Source organism: Pseudomonas sp. LBUM1658 (assembly GCF_059716055.1).
Window position 1 is genome coordinate 5115091 of record NZ_CP166798.1, and the last position, 23314, is coordinate 5138404.

Here is a 23314-nt window from a genome sequence, read left to right on the forward strand (position 1 = left end):
GGGGCCGGCGCTTGTGTGCCAATCTTCGAGCAAGACCCGGGAGCTCGATGGCGCCCTGTCCGGCTACGTCCCGCCGTCCCGGGACGAATTTACTGACGACATTACGGCGACCCATTGAAACCTTTCATTCTGCTCGGGGCCTTGCTGCTCTGCACGCCCCTGTACGCCGCGCAACTGGTCCTGGACCTGGGCGCTGGCAGCCGAACCTGGCAGACCGAGGAATTGCTCAAGCACCCTCAAGCCCAGACGATCCGGATTACTGACGATGTGTCCTACAAGCGGGACATGAGTTATCGCGCCGTGCCGTTGTCAGCGTTGCTCACTGGCATCGCCGCCGATGACCATCTGCAAGCGGTGGCGCTCGACGGTTTTGCCGCCGAGCTGGCCGCTGGCCCGCTGCTGAATGACAGCGGCGCCCAAGCCTGGCTGGCAGTGGAAGATCCGCAGCATCCCTGGCCGCCACTGGCCGCGGGGAAGCCGAGTGCCGGGCCGTTCTATCTGGTCTGGAGCAATCCCCAGGCCGGTCAGATCAGCCCTGAACAATGGCCGTTCCAGGTCGCCAGTATCAAGCTCCTGGCAGCAGTCACCGAGCGTTTCCCGGCCTTGCGCCCGGATCCGCAGCTGACGCCGAATGATCCGGTGAATCAGGGTTTTGCGCTGTTCCAGAAGAACTGCCTGGCCTGCCATCGCCTAAATGGCGCGGGTGATGCGCAGATGGGTCCTGATCTGAATATCCCCTTCAGCCCTACCGAATACTTCGGCGCCGACTTCCTCAAGCGCTATATCCGCGACCCGCAAAGCCTGCGCCGCTGGCCACAGGCGAAAATGCCCGGCTTCTCCGCAACCGTATTAGCGGATTCGGAGCTGGAGTTGTTGGTGGGGTATTTGAAGCATATGGCGGGGCGTAAGCAGCAGCCTTGATGGTTTGAGTCTTGTGTTGCCTGTTCTGGCCCCATCGCGAGCAAGCTCGCTCCCACATTAGATTTTCGGTGTGTGCCTTATCTGCAATTCACTGAAGATCAAGATGTGGGAGCGGGCTTGCTCGCGATGCGGTATCCCCGATTCTACTGCTGCTGCACCGAAAAAACCGGCGTCGGCGAGACGAAGACTTTGGCGTGCATCTGCTCGCTGCCACCGCCGCGGCGCATGCCGCGTACCGGGCAGGCATCCAGGTAGTCGAGGCCGACCGCCAGTTTCAGGTGACGCTCGGGCCGGGCCAGTTGATTGGTCACATCAAAGCTGTACCAGGCATCGTCGAGCCAGGCTTCGGCCCAGGCATGACTGGCCAGGTGTTCGCTGTTCTCGCTGAACAGATAACCCGAGACATAACGTGCCGGAATGCCCAGGCTGCGGGCGCAGGCCAGAAATGCATGGGTATGGTCCTGGCAAACCCCGGCCCCTCCGGCGAAGGCTTCGGCAGCACTGGTGTCGACTTCGGTGGAGCCTGGGGTATAGGTCATGTGCTGGTTCAAGCCGTGCATCAGATCGATCAACCCGGTGCGATCCCGGCGCTTGAGGCATTGCCTGGCAGCAAAAGCACGCAAGGCTTCGTCCGCCTCGGTCAAACGGGTAAAACGCAGGAATGGCAGTGCCGACTGGCTCTCATGCTCGGCTTCGTGCTGTTCATCGATATCCACTTGTCCGCGGGCGCCGATGACAATCGCATCATGGGGTTCATCCATGGTCAGCACGTGCAGGATATTGCCGAACGGATCCAGTTGCGCGCGCACCGGCCGTGGCAGGTCAAGCTGCCAGCTGAGCACGTGCTGACGCTCGCTGTCGTGGGGCGTCAGGCGTAAATACTGGATGCTCGCCCGCACCTGATCTTCGTAGTGATAGGTGGTCTCGTGGCTAATGGAAAGTCTCATGCAGCCTCCAGGTAGGAACTGTGAATGGCGTTGCCCAGCTGGCGCACCAGCGGGATGAATTCGGTCAGCCAGGCGTGCAGGCCTTCCTCGAGGATTTCGTTGATCCCGGTATAACGCAGACGCGCGTCCATTTCGGCGGCCAGGCGTTGCGCTGCCCGGCCGTTGGCGCCCGGCAGGCTGGCGAGGATCTGGTCGATCTCTTCGGTGCAGGCACGCAGGGAACGCGGGACATCGGCCCGCAACAGCAACAGTTCGGCGACCTGTCGCGCACCGGGGGCGTCGCGGTAGATCTCGGTATAAGCCTCGAACGAAGACAAGGCGCGCAGCAAGGCGCTCCACTGGTAGTAGGCGTGGGCCGTGCCGTCGCTGACCGCTTCGGCCTGGTCGCCGGCCATTTCGTAGCGGGCATCGAGCAGGCGCAAAGTGTTGTCGGCCCGCTCGATGAAGGTCCCGAGACGGATAAAGCGAAACGCATCGTTGCGCATGATGGTGCCGTAGGAAGCGCCACGGAACAGGTGGGAACGCTCCTTGATCCACTCGCAGAAACGGCTCATGCCATAACGGCTGAGGCCTAGTTCGGCGATCCCGCGAATCTCCAGCCAGGTGGCGTTGATGTTTTCCCACATGTCGGCGGTGATTCGCCCACGTACCGCATGAGCGCTGGCCCGCGCGGCACCGAGGCAGCTGTAGATGCTCGCCGGGTTGGCCGCATCCAGGGCGAAAAAATGCAGCAACCGTTCGGCATGCAACGCACCGTGGCGCTCCAGATAATCGTCCAGGGTGCCGGTGATCAACAGCGGCATCGCCAGCTCATGCAGACCGTCACCGCGGCCGTCCTGCGGCATCAATGACAGCGAATAACTGATGTCGAGCATCCGTGCGAGGTTTTCCGCCCGCTCCAGGTAACGCGACATCCAATACAAATCCGAGGCAGTTCTACTTAACATGGCAGGCTTCCTTCAATCCTCGACCACCCAGGTGTCCTTGGTTCCACCACCCTGGGATGAATTCACCACCAGGGATCCTTCGCGCAGGGCGACACGGGTCAGGCCGCCGGGCACGACCCGGGTTTCGCGGCCAGACAAGACAAACGGGCGCAGGTCGATATGGCGCGGGGCGATGCCGTTTTCGACAAAGGTCGGGCACGTCGACAGGCACAGGGTCGGTTGGGCGATGTAGGCATGGGGCTTGGCCTTGATCCGCGCGCGGAACGCTTCGATTTCCGCCGCCGTCGCCGCCGGCCCCACCAGCATTCCGTAACCACCGGAGCCCTGGGTTTCCTTGACCACCAGATCCCCCAGGTTCGCCAGCACGTGGGACAGTTCCTCGGGCTTGCGGCACTGAAAGGTAGGCACGTTCTTGAGGATCGGCTCCTCGTCCAGATAGAAACGGATCATGTCGGTGACGAATGGATAGACCGATTTGTCGTCTGCCACTCCGGTGCCGATGGCATTCGCCAACACCACATTGCCCGAGCGATAGGACGACAGCAGGCCAGGCACGCCGAGCATCGAGTCCGGATTGAACGCCAGCGGGTCAAGGAAGGCGTCGTCGAGGCGCCGATAAATCACATCCACGGCTTTCGGCCCGTCAGTGGTGCGCATGAATACTCGATCATCGCGGACAAACAGATCCGCGCCCTCGACCAGTTCGACGCCCATTTCCCTCGCCAGGAACGCGTGTTCGAAGAACGCGCTGTTGAAGCGCCCGGGCGTCAACACCACGACACTGGGGTTATCCAGCGCACTGGAGCTTTTCAGGGTGTCGAGCAACAGGTTGGGGTAATGGTCGATCGGCGCGATGCGCTGGGCGGCGAACAGTTCGGGGAACAGCCGCATCATCATCTTGCGGTCTTCGAGCATGTAGCTGACACCGCTTGGGGTGCGCAGATTGTCTTCAAGCACGTAATAGGTGCCGTCACCATCACGCACCAGATCGACGCCAGAGATGTGCGAATAGATATCGCGATGCAGATCCAGCCCTTGCATGGCCAACTGGTACTGCTCGTTGGCCAGTACCTGCTCGGCCGGGATAATGCCGGCCTTGATGATGCGCTGTTCGTGGTAAAGGTCGGCGAGGAACATGTTCAACGCCTTGACCCGCTGGATGCAGCCACGTTCGACGATCCGCCACTCGCTGGCGGGGATGCTGCGTGGAATGGTGTCGAAGGGAATCAGGCGTTCTGTCCCTTGCTCATCACCATAGAGCGTGAAAGTAATCCCGGCGCGATGAAATAGCAGATCGGCCTCGCGTCGCCGTTGTGCCAATAGCTCGTCAGGCGTATCGGCCAGCCAACGGGCAAACTCCCGATAATGCGGGCGGACCTGGCCGCCGGCATCGTACATTTCATCAAAATAGGTGCGGATCATGCCGTACTCCTTGTCACCCGGACACCTAGGCTTCGCAAGGCCCGTGCCAGTGGCATAAACGCTTTAATATCAATCGGTTGGATAAACGCCCAGGAAACACCGCACCATTGCTGTGCAGCAAACGCCCCCACCCGATCGTCCCCGCTTCATTGCGAAGCATAGCCAGCGTTGATTTCGTTGCACGGCAAAAAGATCGCAGCCTTCGGCAGCTCCTACGCCGACCGGGCACACCTCAAAATTGTGGTTGTACACAAACCCTGTAGGAGCTGCCGCAGGCTGCGATCTTTTGATCTTCTGTCAGCCACAAACGAAATCGGCCGACCCGAAGGTCAGCCGATGCTGAGTGTTGATGCTGTTCATAGATGTTATGCGAGTAACCCTCGTACCTCCTGCTTCACGCCCCAACCTTCGATTATCCCGCCCAGAGGCTCGACCACCGCCTCGAAATCCAGCTCGAAGTCACCGATGCCGCCGTAGGTGGCATACATCACCTTGCTCAGCTCCAGATACCAGGCGCCATCATCACGCACGCTGATCTGAGCATTGAGTGACTCACCGCGATAATGCCCTGCCGCTCTGCGTGCCCCCTCCTCGTCCGGGAAAATGGCGTAGAACTCGATGGGATGGAATCGTGAAAAGTCGAAACCGCCTTCTTTCATGCGGCGCAGCACGCTGCTGCTGATGTCTTCTTGATAGGCTGTGCTCATGAAAACGTCCTCCTAAAACTGAATGGATAGACTTTCCGTACTCCCCCGCGCTCGCAACCGAATGGTGAAAGCGATACGGCAATAAGACTGCCGCGGGGAAACAAGCATGTAGCTGACAAGACCAGACCTTAGCGATTCATTCGCTGATCTCGATTGCAGAGTAGCGCGAAGCCAGTACCTGTGCCAGAGGGGCTGGACAAGGATAGTGCGAGAAGCTCATCGAGCCTGGTTGATGCTGAGGATTTCAATGCTGCACTGTTCCTTCAGGTTTTTAACCGTGGGGTCTTCGGTACGGCCTTCCAGATCATTGAGATCCAGCGCGGCCGGGACTGGGAGAAGTTTTGCCCGAATCATTTGCGCAGCCTGCTCCAAGCTGGGCTTTTGCTCGCAATCGAAATGTTCAACGGTTTTAACGCCATGATCATCAACGAAGGTGACTTCCCACTTTTGCATCTGTCTCTCCTCGATAAATCCCGTTAATGAGCTTACAACATCTCGACCTTGAGCACCGGGCATCGTTCCACCCACAGTGCCAGAGGCTTTGCATAAAAAAGGCCGCCCTTAGGCGGCTTCCTTTCAAAGGGCAACTGGCTCGAGCCGTTACGGCTTTTCAGCCCTTGCTTTCAATGCTTTCAAGGTGTTGAACGGAGCATCGACCACAAACTTGTTGGCCAGCCACGACGGCACACTGCCGCCCGGATCGGTGTGAACCTGGTAGGTCACTTCGATCTGGTCCGCGCCTTTGGGGACGAACTTCCAGAAGCCTTGGACCTGAGCCACCCGCACGAAACCCTTTTCCTCGGGAAGATAGGTCGGCATACCTTCCAGATTGCGGGTCAGGCTGCCATCGGCACCCTCGACGGTCGTAATGTGCAGCACCGAATCACGGGCAGTCACCGGCCAGGGTGTATTGAACTGGGTGTAGGTCCAGCTTTGGTTGCCTTCGTGCTTGAGCAACTTCTGCGACTTACACTCATGGATCCAGGCGCAGGCACCGACGACGTCTTCCTGCAGGCCACGCAACTTGGCCATGGAGGTTTTCATGACTGTCACACCGCGGTAGGCCTTGTATTCGGAACCGGCGACTTCGCTCAAGGAAATCTTGATGTCGTCCGCCTCCTTGGCGGTTTTCCATTCCTCGGCCTGGGCCGTTGCGGCCAGCAAAACGGTCAAACCACAGAGCACAGCCATTCGATGCAGCGAACCCATTGTCTTTTTCCTTATTGTTGAAGTTCCGTTCATTGAAAATCCCTAAGCCGCCGTCATTTGCTCCCACCAACCGATCAATTTGATGGCTTCTTCACGACTGCTGCCGCAGACCTCGAGATCCGCCTGAAACAACCCGCAGACCGCTGGCCGCTCGGGCATTCCGAAAATCGCACACAGGTGTTCGGCCGAAAGGTGCAGGCAACGTTCTCCCGCGGCTTTGCCATTGGGCATACCGGGAATCGGGGTACTGATGGAAGGGGCAATGCAGCAGGCGCCACAGCCTTCACGGCATTTCATGACGACAGAACTCCTGACGACGGGCAAAGGGTTAATGACGCGGGATAGAGTACCCGCTAAAACAGTTGTTTGAAATTGGCCAGACCGTGGTTTTCTCGCTCAAACAGCCGTGACTGAGCAGTCTGCGACCAAGCGTCAAGGTCGGGCTCACAGTAGGAGTTGGTATTTACCGCTTGAACTCGAACTCAAGGGCTGCACCCTCGACATCGCGGCGCTCTTCATTACGCAGCTGCAAGCCCATTTCATTGTTGATCAAGCGACCGTTCAGCTGGAACGGGCCGCTTTCCCCGGCTTTATCGCCAAACAGCTGCGGCAGCAAAGGTGCATGCTGGGTTTGTACCAGAGTACCTGGCGGCTGCAACTGGCTGACCATTTCCGGGGGCAGGCTCAGATCCACTCTGGCCGGTGGCAGTGGGGTCTTTATCAATTCTCTTGCAGACTTTGACTTGGACGCGATGGGCGCGCGTTTTTTAACAGGCTTCGGTTTTTTAGCTGTAACCGCCTTTTTTACGGGCGCGACTTTCTTCACTGCCGCAGGCTTCTGCGATTTGGTCGCGGGGGGAGACGCCGCAGGCTTATCCGGGTTGGAAGCCGCCATTACTGCCCCGCTATTGAACGCGCTCAATAGACAGATTAAAAACCAGCCAACAACAGAAGTCGCTTTCATAGAAACTACAGCCTTAACGGCAGGGGGCCGTATGCTCGCTTGTTGGCCGGCTCATGACAAGCGTGCCGACCAGCCGATCATCCGACGGGGCCTGCGCCCCTTTCAAAAACCGCCCGCCGCCTCCTGACACAGTTGATTGGCGAGCATGCCCAGGGTCATCAACGTGCGCTCGGCTTCGCGATTCCAGGGGGTGCCGCAGTTCAATCGAATGCAGTGATTGAATTGCTCGGTATTACTGAAAATCAGCCCCGGCGCAATACTGATGCCCTGCTGCAAAGCGCGCACATGCAACTCCTGGGTGTTGACCCGCCCGGGCAGGCTGACCCAGAGGATGAAACCGCCCGTCGGCCGGGTCATCTGCGTGCCTTCCGGGAAGTACTGCTGCACCGCCAGCTGAAAGGCGCTGAGGTTCTTGCGGTACTCCTGACGGATATAGCGCAGATGGCGGTCATAACCGCCGTTCTCCAGATAAGCCGCGATGCCCATCTGCGTGACGCTGCACGCCGAATGGGTGCTGAAGGTCTGCAAGCGCTGGATTTCCTGCTGGTACTTGCCGGCAATCATCCAGCCAATCCGCACACCGGGCGACAGTGTCTTGGAAAAGCTAGAGCAATAGATCACCCGATCCAGCCGATCGTAGGCCTTGAGTGCCTTGGTACGGCCCTGCTCGAACATCAGTTCGCCGTAAATATCGTCTTCGACGATCTGGATATCGAAATCCGAGGCCAGACGCAGCAACTGTTTCTGCCGCTCTTCGGGCATGGTGCCGCCCAATGGGTTGCTCAGGCGCGTGGTCAGCACCAGCGCCTTGATCGACCACTGGTTCGCCGCCAGTTGCAGGGCTTCGAGGCTCATGCCGGTGGCCGGATCGCTGGGGATCTCGATGACTTTCAGACCCAGCAGGTCAGCCAGTTGCAGCAGACCGTAATAGGTCGGCGATTCGGCCGCGATCAAGTCGCCTGGGCGGGTCAGTACCCGCAACGACATCTGCAAGGCATCGACACAACCGTGGGTAATCACCACTTCCGACGGATCGACCACCACGCCGGCATCGCGCATGCGGATCGCCACCTGGCGGCGCAACGGTTCAAAACCCGGGCTGAACATGTAACTGAAGGCCCGCGGGCTATGAAAGCGCGTGACCTTGGCCAATTGCTGATGCAGCGCGCGCACCGGCAGATAGTCGACACTCGGCACGGCGGCGCCCAGCGGAAACACGCCTTCGCGCCGCGATTCGACCAGCACTTGTTGAATGATGCTGCTGCGAGTGACCAGACCGGGCCGCTCGACCCGGGCGATATCCGGGGTCGGCGCCGTCAGGGCCGGCGTCTGGTGCACGTAATAGCCAGACTGTGGCCGCGCCCGGATCAGCCCCTGATCCTCGAGATTGGCGTAAGCCTGAAGCACCGTCGCATGGCTGACGTTGAGCTGCGAGCTCATCTTGCGCACCGAAGGCACGCGCTCGCCCGGCTGATATACGCCACGACGGATATCCTCAGCCAACTGCTGAGCGATACGTTGATAGAGCAAGAGATTGGTCATGACGCGGCACTCGACTTCACGGGCATTTTATTTTTGTGTGGAACAATACCGGAACAGTTTAGAAGTGTACGGGGACAGTTGCCACAATAGTCGACCGTACAGTGCAGTGTCAGCCAAATCTGTACTGTTTTGTGCGGCAATTAGCCGGCATAAAAAAACCCGGCACCAAAAAGGGGCCGGGTCGTGTAGGAGCTGTCGAGTGAAACGAGGCTGCGATCTTTCCACGTCCACTTGAGTCCCAAGCGAACAACCCTTAGCGAGCAGCGCCGAGCTGGCCTTTTTCGTCGGAGAACACAATTTCCACCCGGCGGTTCTGCGCCCGTCCGCGTTCGGAAGCGTTGACCTCGACCGGATACTCATCGCCGTAGCCTTCGACCTGGATTCGCTTGTCCTCGACTCCCAGATCCATCAGCACGTTGGCCACTGCCTGGGCGCGATCGCGCGACAATTTGAGATTGTCCTGCTTGCCGCCGGTGCTGTCGGTATAACCTTCGATCCGCACTACGCGCTTGGGATTGAGCTGGAGGAACTGGACGATTTTCAGAACGGTGCGGTTGGCCGAACTCTTCAAGTCCGCCTGGCCGGTATCGAACAATACGTCGCCCAAGGTCATCACCAGACCGCGATCGGTCTGGGTCGTGGCCAGGTTGATGATCTGCTCTTCCAGCCATTTGCCCTGCTGCTGCACGCTGAGCAGCTTGGCTTCACGCAAGGCCAGTTGCAGGCGCTGACGCTCCAGCTCGAGCTTCGCCGCGCGTTCCTCATTGAGTATCTGCTGGCTGTGCTCGCGGGCGATTTCACTGTAGCGCTGGCTCAGGTAAGCGTAATGCTTTACATCCGAGCCACTGCCCCAGTAACTGGTCAGGCGATCGGCACGGGCCAGGGATTCACCGGCACGGATCACGTCCTTGGGCGCGATGCGCAGCACGTTGGAGTCTTCCTTGACCTTCTGGAAGTCGGCGCTGGCTTGCGCCAGAGCGGCCTCGCTTTGCTGGCCGGCGCAACCGTACAGGCTCACGCAACCGGCCACCAGCAATCCACCGAGTACTCGGGTCTTCAGGCTCATTGGGCATCCCCCAGTTGCTTGCGCAGGCGAGTGATACGGGTATCGAGCACGTTCAGTTGCTCCTGGCTTTTCAGGGTCAGGACCCGTGCCTCGGCCAGACGGGCGTCCAGCTCGGCCTGTTCAGCCCGCATGCGCGCATGCTTGAACGACAGATCGGTCATGTCGCCCTGAGCCCGAGCGTATTTGTCTTCCGCGAGCTTCAGCTCCGGCACATCTTCTGTCGTTGCACCCACGGCCCTGGCCTGCGCCAGGGCTTGTTCGGTCAAGCGCATTTGTTCATTCGGCGCCGGATCGGCTGCACAACCCGCCAGAGCCAGGACGGCCAGGGCAGCGAAAAGAGGTCGAAAAGTCACTAAGAATCCCTACTGTTTTTGGGTGCTGACGGGATTTTTCAACTGTGTTTTCCAACGCTCGAGATTGCGTTGCAGCACGGTTTCCGTCAGACCGGACGCGGGCAATTCTGTCATCTTTTTGGCCAACTGTCCGCGCAACCATGGGTCGTTGCAGGCGGAGTTGTGGGAAACGGCGAGGAACAGCCCCGGTTTATCGATCGGTTGCGGATGGGCTACCAAGTCATTGGCCATGCCCAGGGTCTCGACCATGGCCATCCCCGCATAACGCCCGGCCAGTACATATTCCACTTCACCCAAGAGCAATTTCTGAAAAGCCTGGGTCAGGTTGGGCATCGGCACGAGGCTCAATTGCTGCTCGGCGAAGGTTCTGAACGGCTGGGTCAAACGGGCTTTTTCCGAGATCGCACCGGGATGACCGTGCAGGTCCTGCGCCTGGTTGTAGACCAGTTGCGAGTCCTTGCGGGTCCAGACCAGATAGTCGTTTTCCATCAGCGGTGGATGAATGTAGTCCAGGGATTCCAGCTCACTCACCGTCAGGGGGGCATCGACGAGCATGTCCATACGCCCGCTGCGCACTTCATCCAGGGCCTGCGAGCGCTTGCCGGCATATAGCAGTTCGACCTTGAGCCCCAGCTCAGCGGCGATCTGCTGCAACCGATCAGCGCTGGCACCGATCAAGTGTTTCGGGTCTTGCGGGTCGCGCCACAGGTAAGGCGGTGCATCCGGACTACCGGTCACCACCAGGCGCTCGCACTTGCCCGCCGCGCCTGCCAGCGAAGACAACATCGACAGCCCCAGCAGCCAACACAAGCCGCTCCAGCGACGCAGTTCCATGGCGAAATTCTCCCGCTCAAATCAAAGGCATAAAAAAACCCGGCCAAAAGGCCGGGCTCTTTATAAGTCAAGCCGCTGGATTAGACCAGCTTCTCGAACTCGGGTATGGCTTCGAACAAGTCCGCAACCAGGCCGTAATCAGCCACCTGGAAGATCGGTGCTTCTTCGTCCTTGTTGATCGCAACGATCACCTTGGAGTCTTTCATACCGGCCAGATGCTGGATCGCGCCGGAGATACCGACCGCGATGTACAACTGTGGCGCAACGATCTTGCCGGTCTGACCGACCTGCATGTCGTTCGGTACGAAACCGGCGTCGACCGCCGCGCGGGAAGCGCCGACTGCCGCGCCGAGCTTGTCGGCCAGGGCGTACAGGTGCTTGAAGTTGTCGCCGTTCTGCATACCGCGACCGCCGGAAACGACGATTTTGGCAGCGGTCAGTTCCGGACGATCAGATTTTGCAAGCTCTTCGCCGACGAAGCTGGAAATACCAGCGTCATGAGCAGCAGCAACTGTTTCAACAGCAGCCGAACCGCCTTCAGCGGCAACCGGGTCGAAACCGGTGGCACGCACGGTGATCACTTTGATCGCAGCCGAAGATTGCACGGTAGCGATGGCGTTACCGGCATAGATCGGACGCTTGAAGGTGTCAGCGCTTTCTACCGAGATGATCTCGGAGATCTGGTCGACATCAAGCGCAGCGGCGACGCGTGGCAGGATGTTTTTGCCGTTGGAGGTAGCAGCAGCCAGGATGTGGCTGTAGCCAGCGCCCAGCTCGGCAACCAGAGGAGCAACGTTTTCCGGCAACTGGTGAGCGTAGGCAGCGTTGTCGGCTACCAACACTTTGGCCACGCCAGCGATTTTCGCCGCGGCTTCAGCCACGGCGCCAGCGCCAAGACCGGCAACCAGTACGTGGATGTCGCCACCGATTTTCACGGCCGCAGCTACGGTGTTCAGCGTGGCCGGAGCCAGCACTTTGTTGTCGTGTTCCGCTATAACCAAGATAGTCATGTTAGGCTCCTTAACTCAAAGCACCTTCGCTTCGTTTTTCAGTTTCTCGACCAGTTCAGCCACCGACTTGACCTTGATACCCGCGCTGCGTGCAGCCGGCGCTTCGACTTTCAGGGTCTTGGTGGTGGAGGCGGTAGAAACGCCCAAAGCGTCCGGAGTCAGCACTTCGAGAGGCTTCTTCTTGGCTTTCATGATGTTTGGCAGGGACGCATAACGCGGCTCGTTCAAACGCAGGTCGGTGGTGACGATGGCCGGCAGTTTCAGGGAAACTGTCTGGCCGCCGCCGTCGACTTCGCGGGTCACGGCAACGCTGTCGCCGCTGACTTCGACTTTCGAGGCGAAGGTGCCCTGACCGTAGCCGGTCAGCGCAGCCAGCATCTGGCCGGTCTGGTTGTTGTCGCTGTCGATGGCTTGTTTGCCAAGGATCACCAGTTGCGGCTGCTCCTTGTCGACTACAGCCTTGAGCAACTTGGCGACGGCCAGGGAGTTCAATTCATCAGCGGATTCGACGAGGATGGCACGATCGGCACCCAGCGCCAGGGCGGTACGCAGCTGCTCTTGAGCAGTAGACGGACCAATGGAGACGACGACGATTTCAGTCGCAACACCTTTCTCTTTCAGGCGTACGGCTTCTTCCACTGCGATTTCGCAGAACGGGTTCATCGACATCTTGACGTTAGCGAGGTCGACGCCGGAGTTGTCCGCTTTGACGCGAACCTTGACGTTGTAGTCGACCACTCGTTTGACAGCTACAAGAACCTTCATGGATTCCTCGTTACTCTCCGGTGAAAAGAAAGTCGCCCGGACGAACCTGGCGATTGATGCTCATCGGCACAAGGGCACCTCTAAAAACGCTGGCGCCTACAACAGCGACAAAAATGGCCCGCTCACGGAGTAATGACCGTTCGTCAGTGATGACCGATGAGTCATTCTTTTTCGTGGCGTGTAAACTGCGCGCCAAAGCTGCGCAATCCGTCACCTTGTACTGCCGTCGCCCTGTCTTTAGAGGTGCTCTTGAAACCAGAAGCCAGCCTACGGCGAGCGCAAAACCGACCGTATCTTGACCGGAACGCCTATTCCGGTCAATACGGCAAAATGGCCAGTTATAAGCCGCGCTTCTTTGATTTATCTGGCTTCCAGCAAATTCAAACAAACGTTTGTATTGGACGCTGAGGGTGGTGTAGATATAATGCGCCGCCTAGAGAGAAAGATGTCTCATCATTGATTCTGTGCCTCAACGCGGTGCAGGAACAATAGATGAAGTGCCAAACCTCCAATTAGAAAAAAACTGTGAGCCTTGAGTAGGAGATAGCCTGTGGAACGCGAATACATGGAATTCGACGTGGTCATCGTCGGTGCCGGCCCCGCTGGCCTGTCCGCCGCCTGCCGACTGAAGCAGAAGGCCGCCGAAGCCGGTAAGGAAATCAGCGTCTGCGTGGTCGAGAAAGGCTCCGAAGTCGGTGCTCACATTTTGTCCGGTGCCGTGTTCGAACCACGCGCCCTGAACGAACTGTTCCCGGACTGGAAGGAACTTGGCGCCCCGCTGAACACGCCGGTCACCCGTGACGACATTTTTGTCCTGAAAAACGCTGACAGCGCCACCAAAATTCCCGACCTCTTTGTGCCCAAGACCATGCACAACGAAGGCAATTACATTATCTCCCTGGGCAACCTGTGCCGCTGGCTGGCCCAGCAGGCAGAGAACCTGGGCGTGGAAATCTACCCGGGCTTCGCTGCCCAGGAAGCGCTGTTCGACGAGAACGGTGTAGTCCGCGGGATCGTCACCGGTGACCTGGGCGTCGATCGCGAAGGCAATCCCAAGGAAGGCCTGTACACCCCGGGCATGGAACTGCGCGGCAAGTACACGCTGTTCGCCGAAGGCTGCCGTGGTCATATCGGCAAGCAGCTGATCAAGCGCTTCAAGCTCGACACTGACGCCGATAGCCAGCACTACGGCATCGGCCTGAAAGAGATCTGGGACATCGACCCGGCCAAGCACCAACCGGGCCTGGTAGTCCACACCGCCGGCTGGCCGCTGGACATCATGGGCACCGAGAACACCGGCGGCTCGTTCCTGTATCACCTGGAAAACAACCAGGTGGTGGTCGGCCTGATCGTCGATCTGTCCTACAGCAACACCTACCTGTCGCCATTCGACGAATTCCAGCGGCTCAAGCACCACCCGGTACTCAAGCAGTATCTGGAAGGCGGCAAGCGCGTCAGCTACGGCGCCCGCGCCATCAGCAAAGGCGGTTTGAACTCGCTGCCGAAGATGGTCTTCAAGGGCGGCGCGCTGATTGGTTGCGACCTCGGCACTCTGAACTTCGCCAAGATCAAGGGCAGCCACACCGCAATGAAGTCCGGCATGCTCGCCGCCGACTCTGTGGCAGAGGCGCTGTTTGCCGGTTCCGAAGGCGGCGATGAACTGAACACTTACGTTGATTCGTTCAAAGCCAGCTGGCTCTACGATGAACTGTTCGCCAGTCGTAACTTCGGCCCGGCGATCCACAAGTTCGGCGCTATCGTCGGTGGTGGTTTCAACTGGCTCGATCAGAACATTTTCGGCGGCAAACTGCCGTTCACCCTGCACGACACCAAGCCGGATTATGCGTGCCTCAAGCTGGCGGCCGACTGCAAGAAGATCGACTACCCGAAACCGGACGGCAAGATCAGCTTCGACAAACTCAGCTCGGTGTTCATCTCCGGTACCAACCATGAAGAAGAGCAGCCTTGCCACCTGAAGCTCACCGATTCGAGCATCCCGATCGCCAAGAACCTGCCGCTGTACGACGAACCGGCGCAACGCTACTGCCCGGCTGGCGTGTATGAAGTGATCACCAAGGAAGACGGCGAGAAGCGCTTCCAGATCAACGCCCAGAACTGCGTGCACTGCAAGACCTGTGACATCAAGGACCCTGCGCAGAACATCACCTGGGTGGCACCGGAAGGCTCCGGCGGCCCGACTTACCCGAACATGTAAGTCGAATCACTGAACATCAAGGCTCCCGAAATGGGGGCCTTTTTGTTGCCTGCAATCCAGGGTTCACCACCGTTCAATTGTGGGAGCGAGCGATAACGGACTGGCAGCCGACATTGATGTTGAATCTTATGGCCCAATCGCGAGCAAGCTCGCTCCCACATTTGATTTGCGGTGCATCAAGCAGCGCGTTCATCCCCCGGATTGCGTTCGAAGTAGCGTTTATATTCGCGACTGAACTGCGAGGTGCTCTGATAACCCACCCGATGCGCCACCTGCGCCACGCCCAACCCTTCGGCCACCAGCAAGGTTTGCGCCTTGAGCAAGCGCAAGCGCTTCAAATACTGCACCGGCGACAGCAAGGTGCTGCGCTTGAAATGCTCGTGAAAAGTCGACGCACTCATGTTCGCGCAACTGGCCAGGGTTTCGACGTTCAATGGCTCGGTGTAATGCGCATGCAGATGACTGAGCGATGCCGCGATCCGCGCGAACTGCCCCTGCTGCTCGACCAGCGCCCGCAGCACATCGGCTTGCGGCCCGCGCAAGGCGACGAACAACAACTCGCGCAATCGAGCCTGGCCCATGACCTGGCATTCCAGCGGATCGTGCAGGCAATGTAACAGCCGCTCAACACAACCACGCATCGCATCGTCGAGTACCGCAGAGGTCATGGACTCGGGTGTCTGTGCCGGAATATTACGCCCCGGCGCGAGCCCCATGGCCAAGACCAACTCACCGAGCGCCACCCTGTCGATAGCAATGGAAATCCCCAGCATCGGCCCATCCGGCGCCGCAAATGTCTCGCATTCGAACGGCACCGGCAGTGCCTGAATCAAATAATGCCCGGCGCCGTACTCCAGCGTACGCGGGCCCAGATACGCCAACTTGCTGCCCTGGGCGATGATGACCAGGCTTGGTTCGTAGATTTGCGGGCCTCGGGCCACATCGCGACTGGCCCGCAAAACCTGCACACCCGGCAATGCGGTGGGAGCGAAACCATCGCGAGTGGTCAGAGGCTGAATCAGCGAAACCAGCGTGGAATTGGCGTCGAGATGACGGGTCAACAACATGGGAACTCTTCACAAAAAAAGTCACGGAAAAAGGGATGAAAACATCATCGCAGGTCTGACGACCAATGCGACCCATCAAAGGCACATGTCGGAGGATTAGGCATGACATGCAGAGGAATTGCCATGGCCGGTGACCGTAGCAACGCCCAGAATGCCCCACCTCACCTGTCACTGTTTCTGCGAGGTTCCTCATGTACACCGCCATCGGTTATGCCGCCCAGTCGGCCACCACTCCCCTCGCCCCCGTGAAATTCGAACGCCGCAGCCCTCGGGCCGACGACGTGGCGATCGAAATTCTCTACTGCGGCGTCTGCCATTCCGACATCCACCAGGCGCGCAACGAGTGGGGCATTGCTGTTTACCCGCTGATGCCGGGCCACGAGATTGTCGGCAAAGTCACCGCCGTCGGTGCGAAGGTCACCCGGCATAAAGTCGGCGATCTGGTCGGCGTGGGTTGCATGGTCGATTCCTGCCGTCAGTGCGAAGCCTGCCACGCCGACCTCGAGCAATACTGCCTGGAAGGCCCGACCATGACGTACGCCACCCCGGACCGGGTCGATGGCAGCAACACCATGGGCGGTTACTCCGACAGCATCGTGGTCAGCGAGCATTTTGTCGTGCGCATCCCCGAGAAACTCGACCTGGCCAGCGCCGCGCCGATTCTTTGCGCGGGCATCACCACCTACTCGCCCCTCAAGCATTACGGCGTCAAGGCTGGCGACAAGGTCGGGATTCTCGGCATGGGCGGCCTCGGTCACATGGGCATCAAGTTTGCCAAGGCCATGGGTGCCGAAGTGACACTGTTCACCCGTTCCGCCAGCAAGGCCGAGGAAGGTCGACGCCAGGGTGCGGACCACGTGATCGTGTCCACTGATGCGGCACAGATGGCCGCGGCGGCAGGACATTTCGACTTCCTGCTGGACACCATTCCGGTGCAGCACGACCTCAATCCCTATCTCGATACCCTGCGTTTCGACGGAGTGCACATTCTGGTGGGGTTGATCGAACCGGTAGAGCCACCGGTCCACGCCGGCAAGCTGGTGATGAGTCGCCGGGTACTGGCCGGATCCCTGATCGGTGGCATCGCCGAAACCCAGGAAGTGCTGGATTTCTGCGCCGAGCACAACATCACCTGTGACATCGAAATGCTCGACATCCGCCAGATCAACGAGGCCTTCAGCCGCATGATCGCCGGTGACGTGAAATACCGCTTCGTGATCGACATGGCGACCTTGAAGGTCTGACTCAGACCTTCGCGGCTTATACCTTGGCCCCTAGCTCCGCCGAGAGCCGGGCGGCTGCCTGTTTGATCAGCGGAATCAGCTCTGCCATTTTCTCCAGCGGCATGTACGGCACGGTACTGGCGATGCTGATCCCGGCGACGATTCGCCGGCTGGCATCGCGTACCGGTGCCGCTACACAGCGGATCGACGGTTCGTTGTCTTCCAGATCGAAGGCGTAACCGCCGGCCACGTATTCCAGCATGCGCTGGCGGAACTGCTCCCAGGATTGTTCCGGGTGCTGCGGCCACAACAGATTTTTCCCGCCCACCGGCAAGCTGACTTCGTACAGGCGCTGCCACTCTTGCTGAGTATCGTCGAGCATCAGCGCCTTGCCGATCCCGGTGCGCGCCAGCGGCATGCGATGACCGACCCGCGACCGCATTTCCGGACCATTGCGCCCTGGGTTCTTGTGCAGGTACAGCACGTCGTCGTCTTCCCGAATCGCCAGATGAATGGTATCGCCGGTCAATGCCGACAGCTCATCCAGAAACGGTCCGGCCAGGGTCACCAACGGCAACTCTTCGCGAGCCTGGAAACCCAGTTCGATCAGCTTCGGTCCAAGCAGATAGCCGATTTGCGGTACCACCCGCAGATAGCGTTCATCCACCAGACAACTGGCCAGCCGGTGGGTCGTGCTGCGGGTGGTTCCGATCAGCCGGGCAATTTCCTTGAGGTCGCGAGCGCCACTGGCCACGGCCTGAACCACACCCAGGCCACGCAGCAGCGTCTGGGTGCCGGTCGGAGCGGCGTCCTTGGCGTTTTTTGGGGCGTCTTCCTGCATATCCGGCCTTCAACAATGAGCGAGAGAACGGGCGGCATTATGGTCGCCCGCACTTGCGCTTACTAGAGTTTGATCCGCTCTACCTTGCCCACTAGCAGTACATAAGACAATGCACCGATCAGCGCCAGCACGGCGATGTAGGTGATCGCCGGGGCGAAGGAGTCGCCGCTGGCGAGAAATCCGATGACAATCGGCGTGGTGATCGCCGACAGATTGCCGATGAAGTTGAACACGCCACCGGTCAGTCCCAACAAACGAGCGGGTGCCAGGGTCGAGACCAGCGACCAGGTGATCGAGGCCAGGCCGTTGCCGAAAAACGCCAGTGCCAGGAAAGCGATCACCAGCGGCGTCGATTCGACAAAATTGGCGCCGATGATCGAGGTGGAAATCAGCAGACCGCCAATTATCGGCAGCTTGCGGGCAAAGCCGACAGTCGCGCCGCGGCGGATCAGCCAGTCGGAGAAGAACCCGGAGCAGAGCACTCCGACGAAGGCCGCGAGAAAGGGTAGCGACGCCAGCAGCCCGGACTTGATGAAGTCCATGCCGCGGTATTTCACCAGATAGGTCGGGAACCAGGTCAGGAAGAACCACAGGGTCGAGTTGAGGCAGAACTGGCCCAGATAGATGCCCCATAACTTGCGCTTGCTCAACACTATGCCCAGGTCCGTCCAGCTGAACGGGGCCTTGCGTTTGGCGGTCTCGGCCTGGATATCCACCAGCCCGCCGCCTTCGCTGATCAGGTCGATTTCCGCCTGGTTGGCGCCTTTGAAATCCCGTGGCTCGCGATAGACCGCGTACCAGATCACCGCCCAGATAATCCCCACCGCACCGGTGCTGACGAACACCATGTGCCAGCCATATTGATGCTGCAGCCAGGCCAGCACCGGGGTAAGAAACGCCAGCCCGACGAATTGCCCGGAGGTGTAGAAACCGATGGCGGTTGCACGCTCGCGCTCGGGAAACCAGGTGGTCACCACGCGGCTGTTGATCGGATAGGCCGGGGCTTCCAGCGCGCCGACGGCCATGCGCAAGACGAACAATGCGATGAAGCTCGCGGCGAAGCCCAGCATCACCGTGGCCACCGACCACAACAGCAAGGCCACGCTGTAGAGAATGCGCGGCGGCACCCGGTCCACCAGCCAGCCGCCGGGGATCTGCATGGCGGCGTAGGTCCAGCCGAACGCGGAAAAGATCAGCCCGACATGAATCGGATCGATACCCAATTCACTGGTCAGTGCCGGAGCAGCAATCGACAGGTTGCTGCGGTCCAGGTAGTTGATCACCACAGTGATGAACAACAGCAGCATGATGAAAAAGCGCTTGCGGCTCGGCGTCACCAACGACGCCTGCCCGGTAAAACTTTCGGGTTGCATGGGGAGTGCCTCTTTTTATGTTTATTGAGGGCGGTAAAGATAGAAACGACGCGGTCCTGTGGGAGCGAGCTTTTGTGGGAGCGGGCTTGCTCGCGATTGGGTCAACGCGGTTTGCCTGAAGAGTCTCGGCGTCTGAACCGAAGTCTTCGCGAGCAAGTCGGATCGCCGCACCGCCGCTCCCACAGGATTTGCGCGGCCCCTGTGGGAGCGGTATTGATTCAGCCAGGGATTACCACTCGGCAAAACTGCCATCGGCATGGCGCCAGATCGGGTTGCGCCAGCGGTGGCCGATGGCGGCGCGTTCGATGACGTATTCTTCGTTGATCTCGATTCCCAGCCCCGGGCCATTGGGGATTTTCACGAAGCCTTTGTCGTAGTCGAACACCCGTGGGTCCTTGACGTAATCCAGCAGGTCATTGCTCTCGTTGTAATGGATGCCCAGGCTCTGCTCCTGAATGAACGCGTTGTAGCAAACCGCATCCAGTTGCAGGCACGCCGCCAGGGCAATCGGGCCCAGTGGGCAATGCAGCGCCAGCGCCACATCGTAGGCTTCGGCCATGTTGGCGATCTTGCGGGTTTCGGTGATGCCGCCGGCATGGGAGGCGTCCGGCTGGATGATGTCGACGTAGCCTTCGCTGAGCACCCGCTTGAAATCCCAGCGGGAGAACAACCGCTCGCCCAGGGCAATCGGCGTGCTGGTCAGCGGTGCCAATTCCTTCAGTGCTTCATAGTTTTCGCTGAGCACCGGCTCTTCGATGAACATCAGTTTGTAGGCGTCGAGTTCCTTCATCAGCACCTTGGCCATGGGTTTGTGGACCCGGCCATGGAAGTCCACGCCGATGCCGACATTCGGCCCCACCGCATCACGCACCGCCGCGACGTTGGCCAGCGCCAGGTCGACTTTGTCGAAGGTGTCGACGAATTGCAGTTCTTCGGTGCCGTTCATTTTCACCGCGGTGAAACCACGCTCGACGGCTTCCCGGGCCGCCTTGGCGGTGTCGGCCGGACGGTCGCCGCCGATCCACGAATAGACGCGAATCTTGTCGCGAACCTGACCGCCCAGCAAATCGCTGACCGAGACGCCAAGCGCCTTGCCCTTGATGTCCCACAGTGCCTGATCGATCCCGGCCAAAGCGCTCATGTGCACCGCGCCGCCACGGTAGAAACCGCCGCGATAGAGCACGGTCCAGATGTCTTCGATGTTGCGCGGGTCCTTGCCGATCAAATAATCCGACAGCTCATCCACGGCTGCGGCGACGGTGTGAGCGCGGCCTTCGACCACGGGCTCGCCCCAACCGGTCACGCCTTCGTCGGTTTCGACTTTGAGGAACAGCCAGCGCGGTGGAACGATAAAGGTCGTCAGTTTGGTGATTTTCATTTTCAGCTCTCTTGTTATCAGCTCTTGTAGGAGTCGAGCTTGCTCGCGATGCAGACGGCGCGGTCTGCCTGTTTCACCGCAGTGATGCCATCGCGAGCAAGCTCGGCTCCTACAGGGATTGCGGCGCTATCGGCGCCAAAAAGTCTTAACGCAATGCGTTCCAGGCCTGTACATAAGCCTTGGCGCGAATCGCCACTTCATCAGGTGTCAGCCCCGGCTTGAACAGCCCGGAACCCAGGCCGAAACCACCGACGCCCGCCTCGACAAATACCTGCATGTTGTCCGGGGTGATCCCGCCCACCGGAAGCAGCAGCGTCCCTGCCGGCAGCACCGCCAGCCAGGCCTTGACCACCGCCGGGCCCATTTGCTCGGCCGGGAACATCTTCAATACATCGGCGCCTTCGGCCAGTGCGGCGAAAGCTTCGGTCGGCGTGGCGACACCGGGCGACAGGTACAGCCCCGCCGCCCTGGCAGCACGCAACACCTTGGGATCGCTGTGAGGCATGACGATCACCTGGCCGCCCGCGGCCTTCACCTGCTCGACTTGTTCCGGGGTCAACACCGTACCGGCGCCGATCAGACAATCGGTGGGCAAGGAGCTGCGCAGGATGCGAATGCTTTCGTACGGCTCAGGAGAATTGAGCGGCACCTCCATGACGCGAAAGCCCGCCTGATACAACACCTCGCCGATGGCCGCCGCCTCTTGCGGACGCAGGCCGCGCAGGATCGCGACCAGACCGTTTTTCGCCAGTGCTTGCTTGAGCATGTCAGACCTCTTGGTAGTTGAACGCAGACGGTTCAGCCGAGCAGCCCGGCCGCTTCGGCCAGGTGCCACAAACCGCGTTCGGTGGCGTGTTCGGCCAGGCTCACCTGAGCGAAACCGCAGGTATCCAGCGCCCGGCTGTAGCGAGCGCAGAGTTGGGAATTGCCGATCAGGATGATCGAGGGCAGATGCGCGCTGCGGCGTCGGCAGCACTGCATCTTGGCGAGGGATGAGAGCTCATGGCCGATCAACAGGCCCGAGAGATAGTTGGCCTGTTCGGCCGGACTCAGCTCGCCGGTCAGGCCGAGGCTGCGCGCACTGAACAAGGTCGACAGCGGACCGATCTCGCCGTCGGTGGACAATGCCACCTGGACACCGCGATCAAACGCCGCGCCATCAAAGGGCGCATCGTGTTGCTGGGTGCGACCGAGAATGCTGTGCTCGCTGAGCACGGCGAACAGTTCGCCAGTCATGAAAGTGTCGAAATGCACGATGCAACCGTCGGCCACTTCCACCCATTTCGAATGGCTGCCGGGCAAACCGATCAGCAGGTCATCCCCGGCCCCGGCTGGCAGACTCTGCAGCACGCCGAGGACCTGGGTCTCTTCACCACGCATCACATTCGGCAGCCGCGAGCGCTCAATCACCCCGGGCACGATATGCACATCGACGCCGCGCAGGCTGTGCAGGACTTTCAAGGAGCTACCCAGACTGGCGAGATTCGCCGGAGTGTCGCGGTAGGCGGCCTCCCCCCAACCCTGGGCGCTGCCGACCATGCCGCAGGCGATTACCGGAAGGCCGGGTTGAGCCTCCAGCCAGTCACCGCAGGCGGCATCGAATGCCAGTTCAAAACCATCGGCGCACAGCTGACCGGCGATCATCTGCGGCGCACTGGGCAACTGCATGATTCCCGAAGACAGCGAACGCTGTTCGAGCACCTCGCCGCCAGCAGTAAGTTTGTAAGCCCGAAGGGAAGTTGTTCCCCAATCGAGTGCGATCAATTGCGCCTGCATCGCTTCACCTGAAATTTGTTATTGAGCAGTGAGTGCGTAGAGCTGATGCAGGGGACTATAAACCTCGGAGAGGAAAAATCTCAATATATAAATTAGTATCCCATATATAGGGATAATCAAAGTGACGGATTTTGCCCGGTGACGGTCGGCGGTTATCTACGCCTACCGTCTATACCGATAAATGAATTAGCGCTGATTCAGCCTTGGGCAAACTCTCGCAATTTCTCCCCTTCCATGCGATAGCGCACCCACTCGTCCTGTGGCACTGCACCGATGGATTGGTAAAACTGGATCGCCGGTTTATTCCAGTCCAGCACGCTCCATTCGAAGCGCCCGCAGTCGTTGGCGCAGGCGATTTGCGCGAGATGGCGCAGGAGTTTCTTGCCCGCCCCGCCGCCGCGTTGTTCGGGATTGATGTACAGGTCTTCAAGGTAGAGGCAGTTGCTGCCCAACCATGTGGAATAGCTGAAGAAGAACACCGCGAAACCGATCGGCTGCCCGTCCCGCAGGCAGATCAGGCCATGGGCGGTTGCACCTTCGCTGAACAGGCTGCGCTCGATGTCGGCGACACTGGCAATGACCTCATGCCTGGCGCGCTCATAGTCCGCCAGTTCAGTGATGAACGCGAGAATTTGCGGGGCATCGCTGGGCACGGCCGGGCGGATTTCGATGGTCATGGACTTGCCTTGTGCAAAAGTGAAAACGCCATACTAAGTCGACTCGGAGCGCTCGTCACATTTCAAATGAAAACCTG

25 protein-coding genes are annotated in these 23314 nt (G+C 59.7%); 4 read left to right on the plus strand and 21 right to left on the minus strand.

Annotated features, from left to right (window positions below; translation table 11 throughout):
* Positions 1-114: 114 nt before the first annotated feature.
* On the plus strand, positions 115-921 hold the full coding sequence (locus ACA064_RS23445) for a c-type cytochrome (RefSeq protein ID WP_497670262.1): 807 nt from the start codon (positions 115-117) through the stop codon (positions 919-921).
* A 143-nt stretch (positions 922-1064) separates the two neighbouring features.
* Here ACA064_RS23445 and ACA064_RS23450 read toward each other — a convergent pair whose 3' ends face one another.
* The 14 genes from ACA064_RS23450 to ACA064_RS23515 all read right to left on the minus strand — a co-directional run bounded on the left by ACA064_RS23450 (position 1065) and on the right by ACA064_RS23515 (position 12687).
* Positions 1065-1868, minus strand: coding sequence for a transglutaminase family protein (locus ACA064_RS23450; RefSeq protein ID WP_497670263.1), 804 nt, complete (start codon positions 1866-1868; stop codon positions 1065-1067).
* Positions 1865-2815, minus strand: coding sequence for an alpha-E domain-containing protein (locus tag ACA064_RS23455; protein WP_497670264.1), 951 nt, complete (start codon positions 2813-2815; stop codon positions 1865-1867). Before ACA064_RS23455 ends, ACA064_RS23450 begins: the two co-directional genes overlap by 4 nt.
* A 12-nt stretch (positions 2816-2827) precedes the next feature.
* Entirely contained in the window at positions 2828-4237 is a 1410-nt protein-coding gene (locus ACA064_RS23460; RefSeq protein WP_497670265.1) for a circularly permuted type 2 ATP-grasp protein, read from the minus strand.
* Between the two features lie 365 nt (positions 4238-4602).
* Positions 4603-4944: a ribonuclease E inhibitor RraB gene (locus ACA064_RS23465; RefSeq protein WP_150645074.1), complete on the minus strand. Its 342-nt coding sequence runs from the start codon at positions 4942-4944 to the stop codon at positions 4603-4605.
* Between the two features lie 216 nt (positions 4945-5160).
* Positions 5161-5397 (minus strand): hypothetical protein, encoded by a 237-nt coding sequence (locus tag ACA064_RS23470; RefSeq protein ID WP_150645075.1) that lies wholly within the window; start codon positions 5395-5397, stop codon positions 5161-5163.
* A gap of 147 nt (positions 5398-5544) precedes the next feature.
* Entirely contained in the window at positions 5545-6153 is a 609-nt protein-coding gene (locus tag ACA064_RS23475) for an START domain-containing protein (RefSeq protein WP_497670266.1), read from the minus strand.
* 42 nt (positions 6154-6195) lie between these two features.
* A complete protein-coding gene (locus ACA064_RS23480) occupies positions 6196-6450 on the minus strand; it encodes a YkgJ family cysteine cluster protein (protein WP_497670267.1) in 255 nt (84 codons plus the stop codon).
* A 166-nt stretch (positions 6451-6616) separates the two neighbouring features.
* Positions 6617-7117, minus strand: coding sequence for a translation initiation factor 2 (locus ACA064_RS23485; protein WP_497670268.1), 501 nt, complete (start codon positions 7115-7117; stop codon positions 6617-6619).
* Between the two features lie 102 nt (positions 7118-7219).
* A complete protein-coding gene (locus tag ACA064_RS23490; protein WP_150645079.1) occupies positions 7220-8659 on the minus strand; it encodes an aminotransferase-like domain-containing protein in 1440 nt (479 codons plus the stop codon).
* 253 nt (positions 8660-8912) lie between these two features.
* Positions 8913-9725, minus strand: coding sequence for an OmpA family protein (locus ACA064_RS23495; RefSeq protein ID WP_497670269.1), 813 nt, complete (start codon positions 9723-9725; stop codon positions 8913-8915).
* Complete coding sequence (locus ACA064_RS23500) at positions 9722-10078, minus strand: DUF4398 domain-containing protein (protein WP_497670270.1); 357 nt, start codon at positions 10076-10078, stop codon at positions 9722-9724. Before ACA064_RS23500 ends, ACA064_RS23495 begins: the two co-directional genes overlap by 4 nt.
* 9 nt (positions 10079-10087) lie before the next feature.
* Positions 10088-10912: a substrate-binding periplasmic protein gene (locus ACA064_RS23505; protein WP_497670271.1), complete on the minus strand. Its 825-nt coding sequence runs from the start codon at positions 10910-10912 to the stop codon at positions 10088-10090.
* Between the two features lie 80 nt (positions 10913-10992).
* On the minus strand, positions 10993-11922 hold the full coding sequence (locus tag ACA064_RS23510; protein ID WP_497670272.1) for an electron transfer flavoprotein subunit alpha/FixB family protein: 930 nt from the start codon (positions 11920-11922) through the stop codon (positions 10993-10995).
* 15 nt (positions 11923-11937) lie between these two features.
* The gene (locus ACA064_RS23515) at positions 11938-12687 is read right to left on the minus strand and encodes an electron transfer flavoprotein subunit beta/FixA family protein (RefSeq protein WP_497670273.1); all 750 of its coding nucleotides are present in this window, start codon (positions 12685-12687) and stop codon (positions 11938-11940) included.
* Here ACA064_RS23515 and ACA064_RS23520 point away from each other — a divergent pair.
* Both ACA064_RS23520 and ACA064_RS23525 read left to right on the plus strand, forming a co-directional pair.
* On the plus strand, positions 12686-12820 hold the full coding sequence (locus tag ACA064_RS23520) for a hypothetical protein (RefSeq protein ID WP_497670274.1): 135 nt from the start codon (positions 12686-12688) through the stop codon (positions 12818-12820). The genes ACA064_RS23515 and ACA064_RS23520 overlap by 2 nt on opposite strands.
* A 417-nt stretch (positions 12821-13237) precedes the next feature.
* Positions 13238-14902, plus strand: coding sequence for an electron transfer flavoprotein-ubiquinone oxidoreductase (locus ACA064_RS23525; RefSeq protein ID WP_497670275.1), 1665 nt, complete (start codon positions 13238-13240; stop codon positions 14900-14902).
* A 176-nt stretch (positions 14903-15078) separates the two neighbouring features.
* Here the strand turns inward: ACA064_RS23525 and ACA064_RS23530 are convergent, their stop codons facing one another.
* A complete protein-coding gene (locus tag ACA064_RS23530) occupies positions 15079-15969 on the minus strand; it encodes an AraC family transcriptional regulator (RefSeq protein WP_497670276.1) in 891 nt (296 codons plus the stop codon).
* A gap of 191 nt (positions 15970-16160) precedes the next feature.
* Between ACA064_RS23530 and ACA064_RS23535 the strand changes: the two genes are divergently transcribed.
* Positions 16161-17213 (plus strand): NAD(P)-dependent alcohol dehydrogenase, encoded by a 1053-nt coding sequence (locus ACA064_RS23535; protein ID WP_497670277.1) that lies wholly within the window; start codon positions 16161-16163, stop codon positions 17211-17213.
* 16 nt (positions 17214-17229) lie between these two features.
* Here the strand turns inward: ACA064_RS23535 and ACA064_RS23540 are convergent, their stop codons facing one another.
* The 6 genes from ACA064_RS23540 to ACA064_RS23565 all read right to left on the minus strand — a co-directional run bounded on the left by ACA064_RS23540 (position 17230) and on the right by ACA064_RS23565 (position 23237).
* Entirely contained in the window at positions 17230-18033 is an 804-nt protein-coding gene (locus ACA064_RS23540; RefSeq protein ID WP_497670278.1) for an IclR family transcriptional regulator, read from the minus strand.
* A 62-nt stretch (positions 18034-18095) separates the two neighbouring features.
* The gene (locus ACA064_RS23545; RefSeq protein WP_497670279.1) at positions 18096-19406 is read right to left on the minus strand and encodes an MFS transporter; all 1311 of its coding nucleotides are present in this window, start codon (positions 19404-19406) and stop codon (positions 18096-18098) included.
* 229 nt (positions 19407-19635) lie between these two features.
* A complete protein-coding gene (dgoD, locus tag ACA064_RS23550; RefSeq protein ID WP_150806448.1) occupies positions 19636-20784 on the minus strand; it encodes a galactonate dehydratase in 1149 nt (382 codons plus the stop codon).
* A 145-nt stretch (positions 20785-20929) separates the two neighbouring features.
* Positions 20930-21550 carry a 2-dehydro-3-deoxy-6-phosphogalactonate aldolase gene (locus tag ACA064_RS23555; protein WP_497670280.1) on the minus strand — a complete coding sequence of 207 codons (621 nt, stop codon included), beginning with the start codon at positions 21548-21550 and terminating at the stop codon, positions 20930-20932.
* 32 nt (positions 21551-21582) lie between these two features.
* Positions 21583-22560 carry a 2-dehydro-3-deoxygalactonokinase gene (locus ACA064_RS23560; protein ID WP_497670281.1) on the minus strand — a complete coding sequence of 326 codons (978 nt, stop codon included), beginning with the start codon at positions 22558-22560 and terminating at the stop codon, positions 21583-21585.
* A 197-nt stretch (positions 22561-22757) separates the two neighbouring features.
* Positions 22758-23237 carry a GNAT family N-acetyltransferase gene (locus ACA064_RS23565; protein ID WP_497670282.1) on the minus strand — a complete coding sequence of 160 codons (480 nt, stop codon included), beginning with the start codon at positions 23235-23237 and terminating at the stop codon, positions 22758-22760.
* Positions 23238-23314 lie beyond the last annotated feature (77 nt).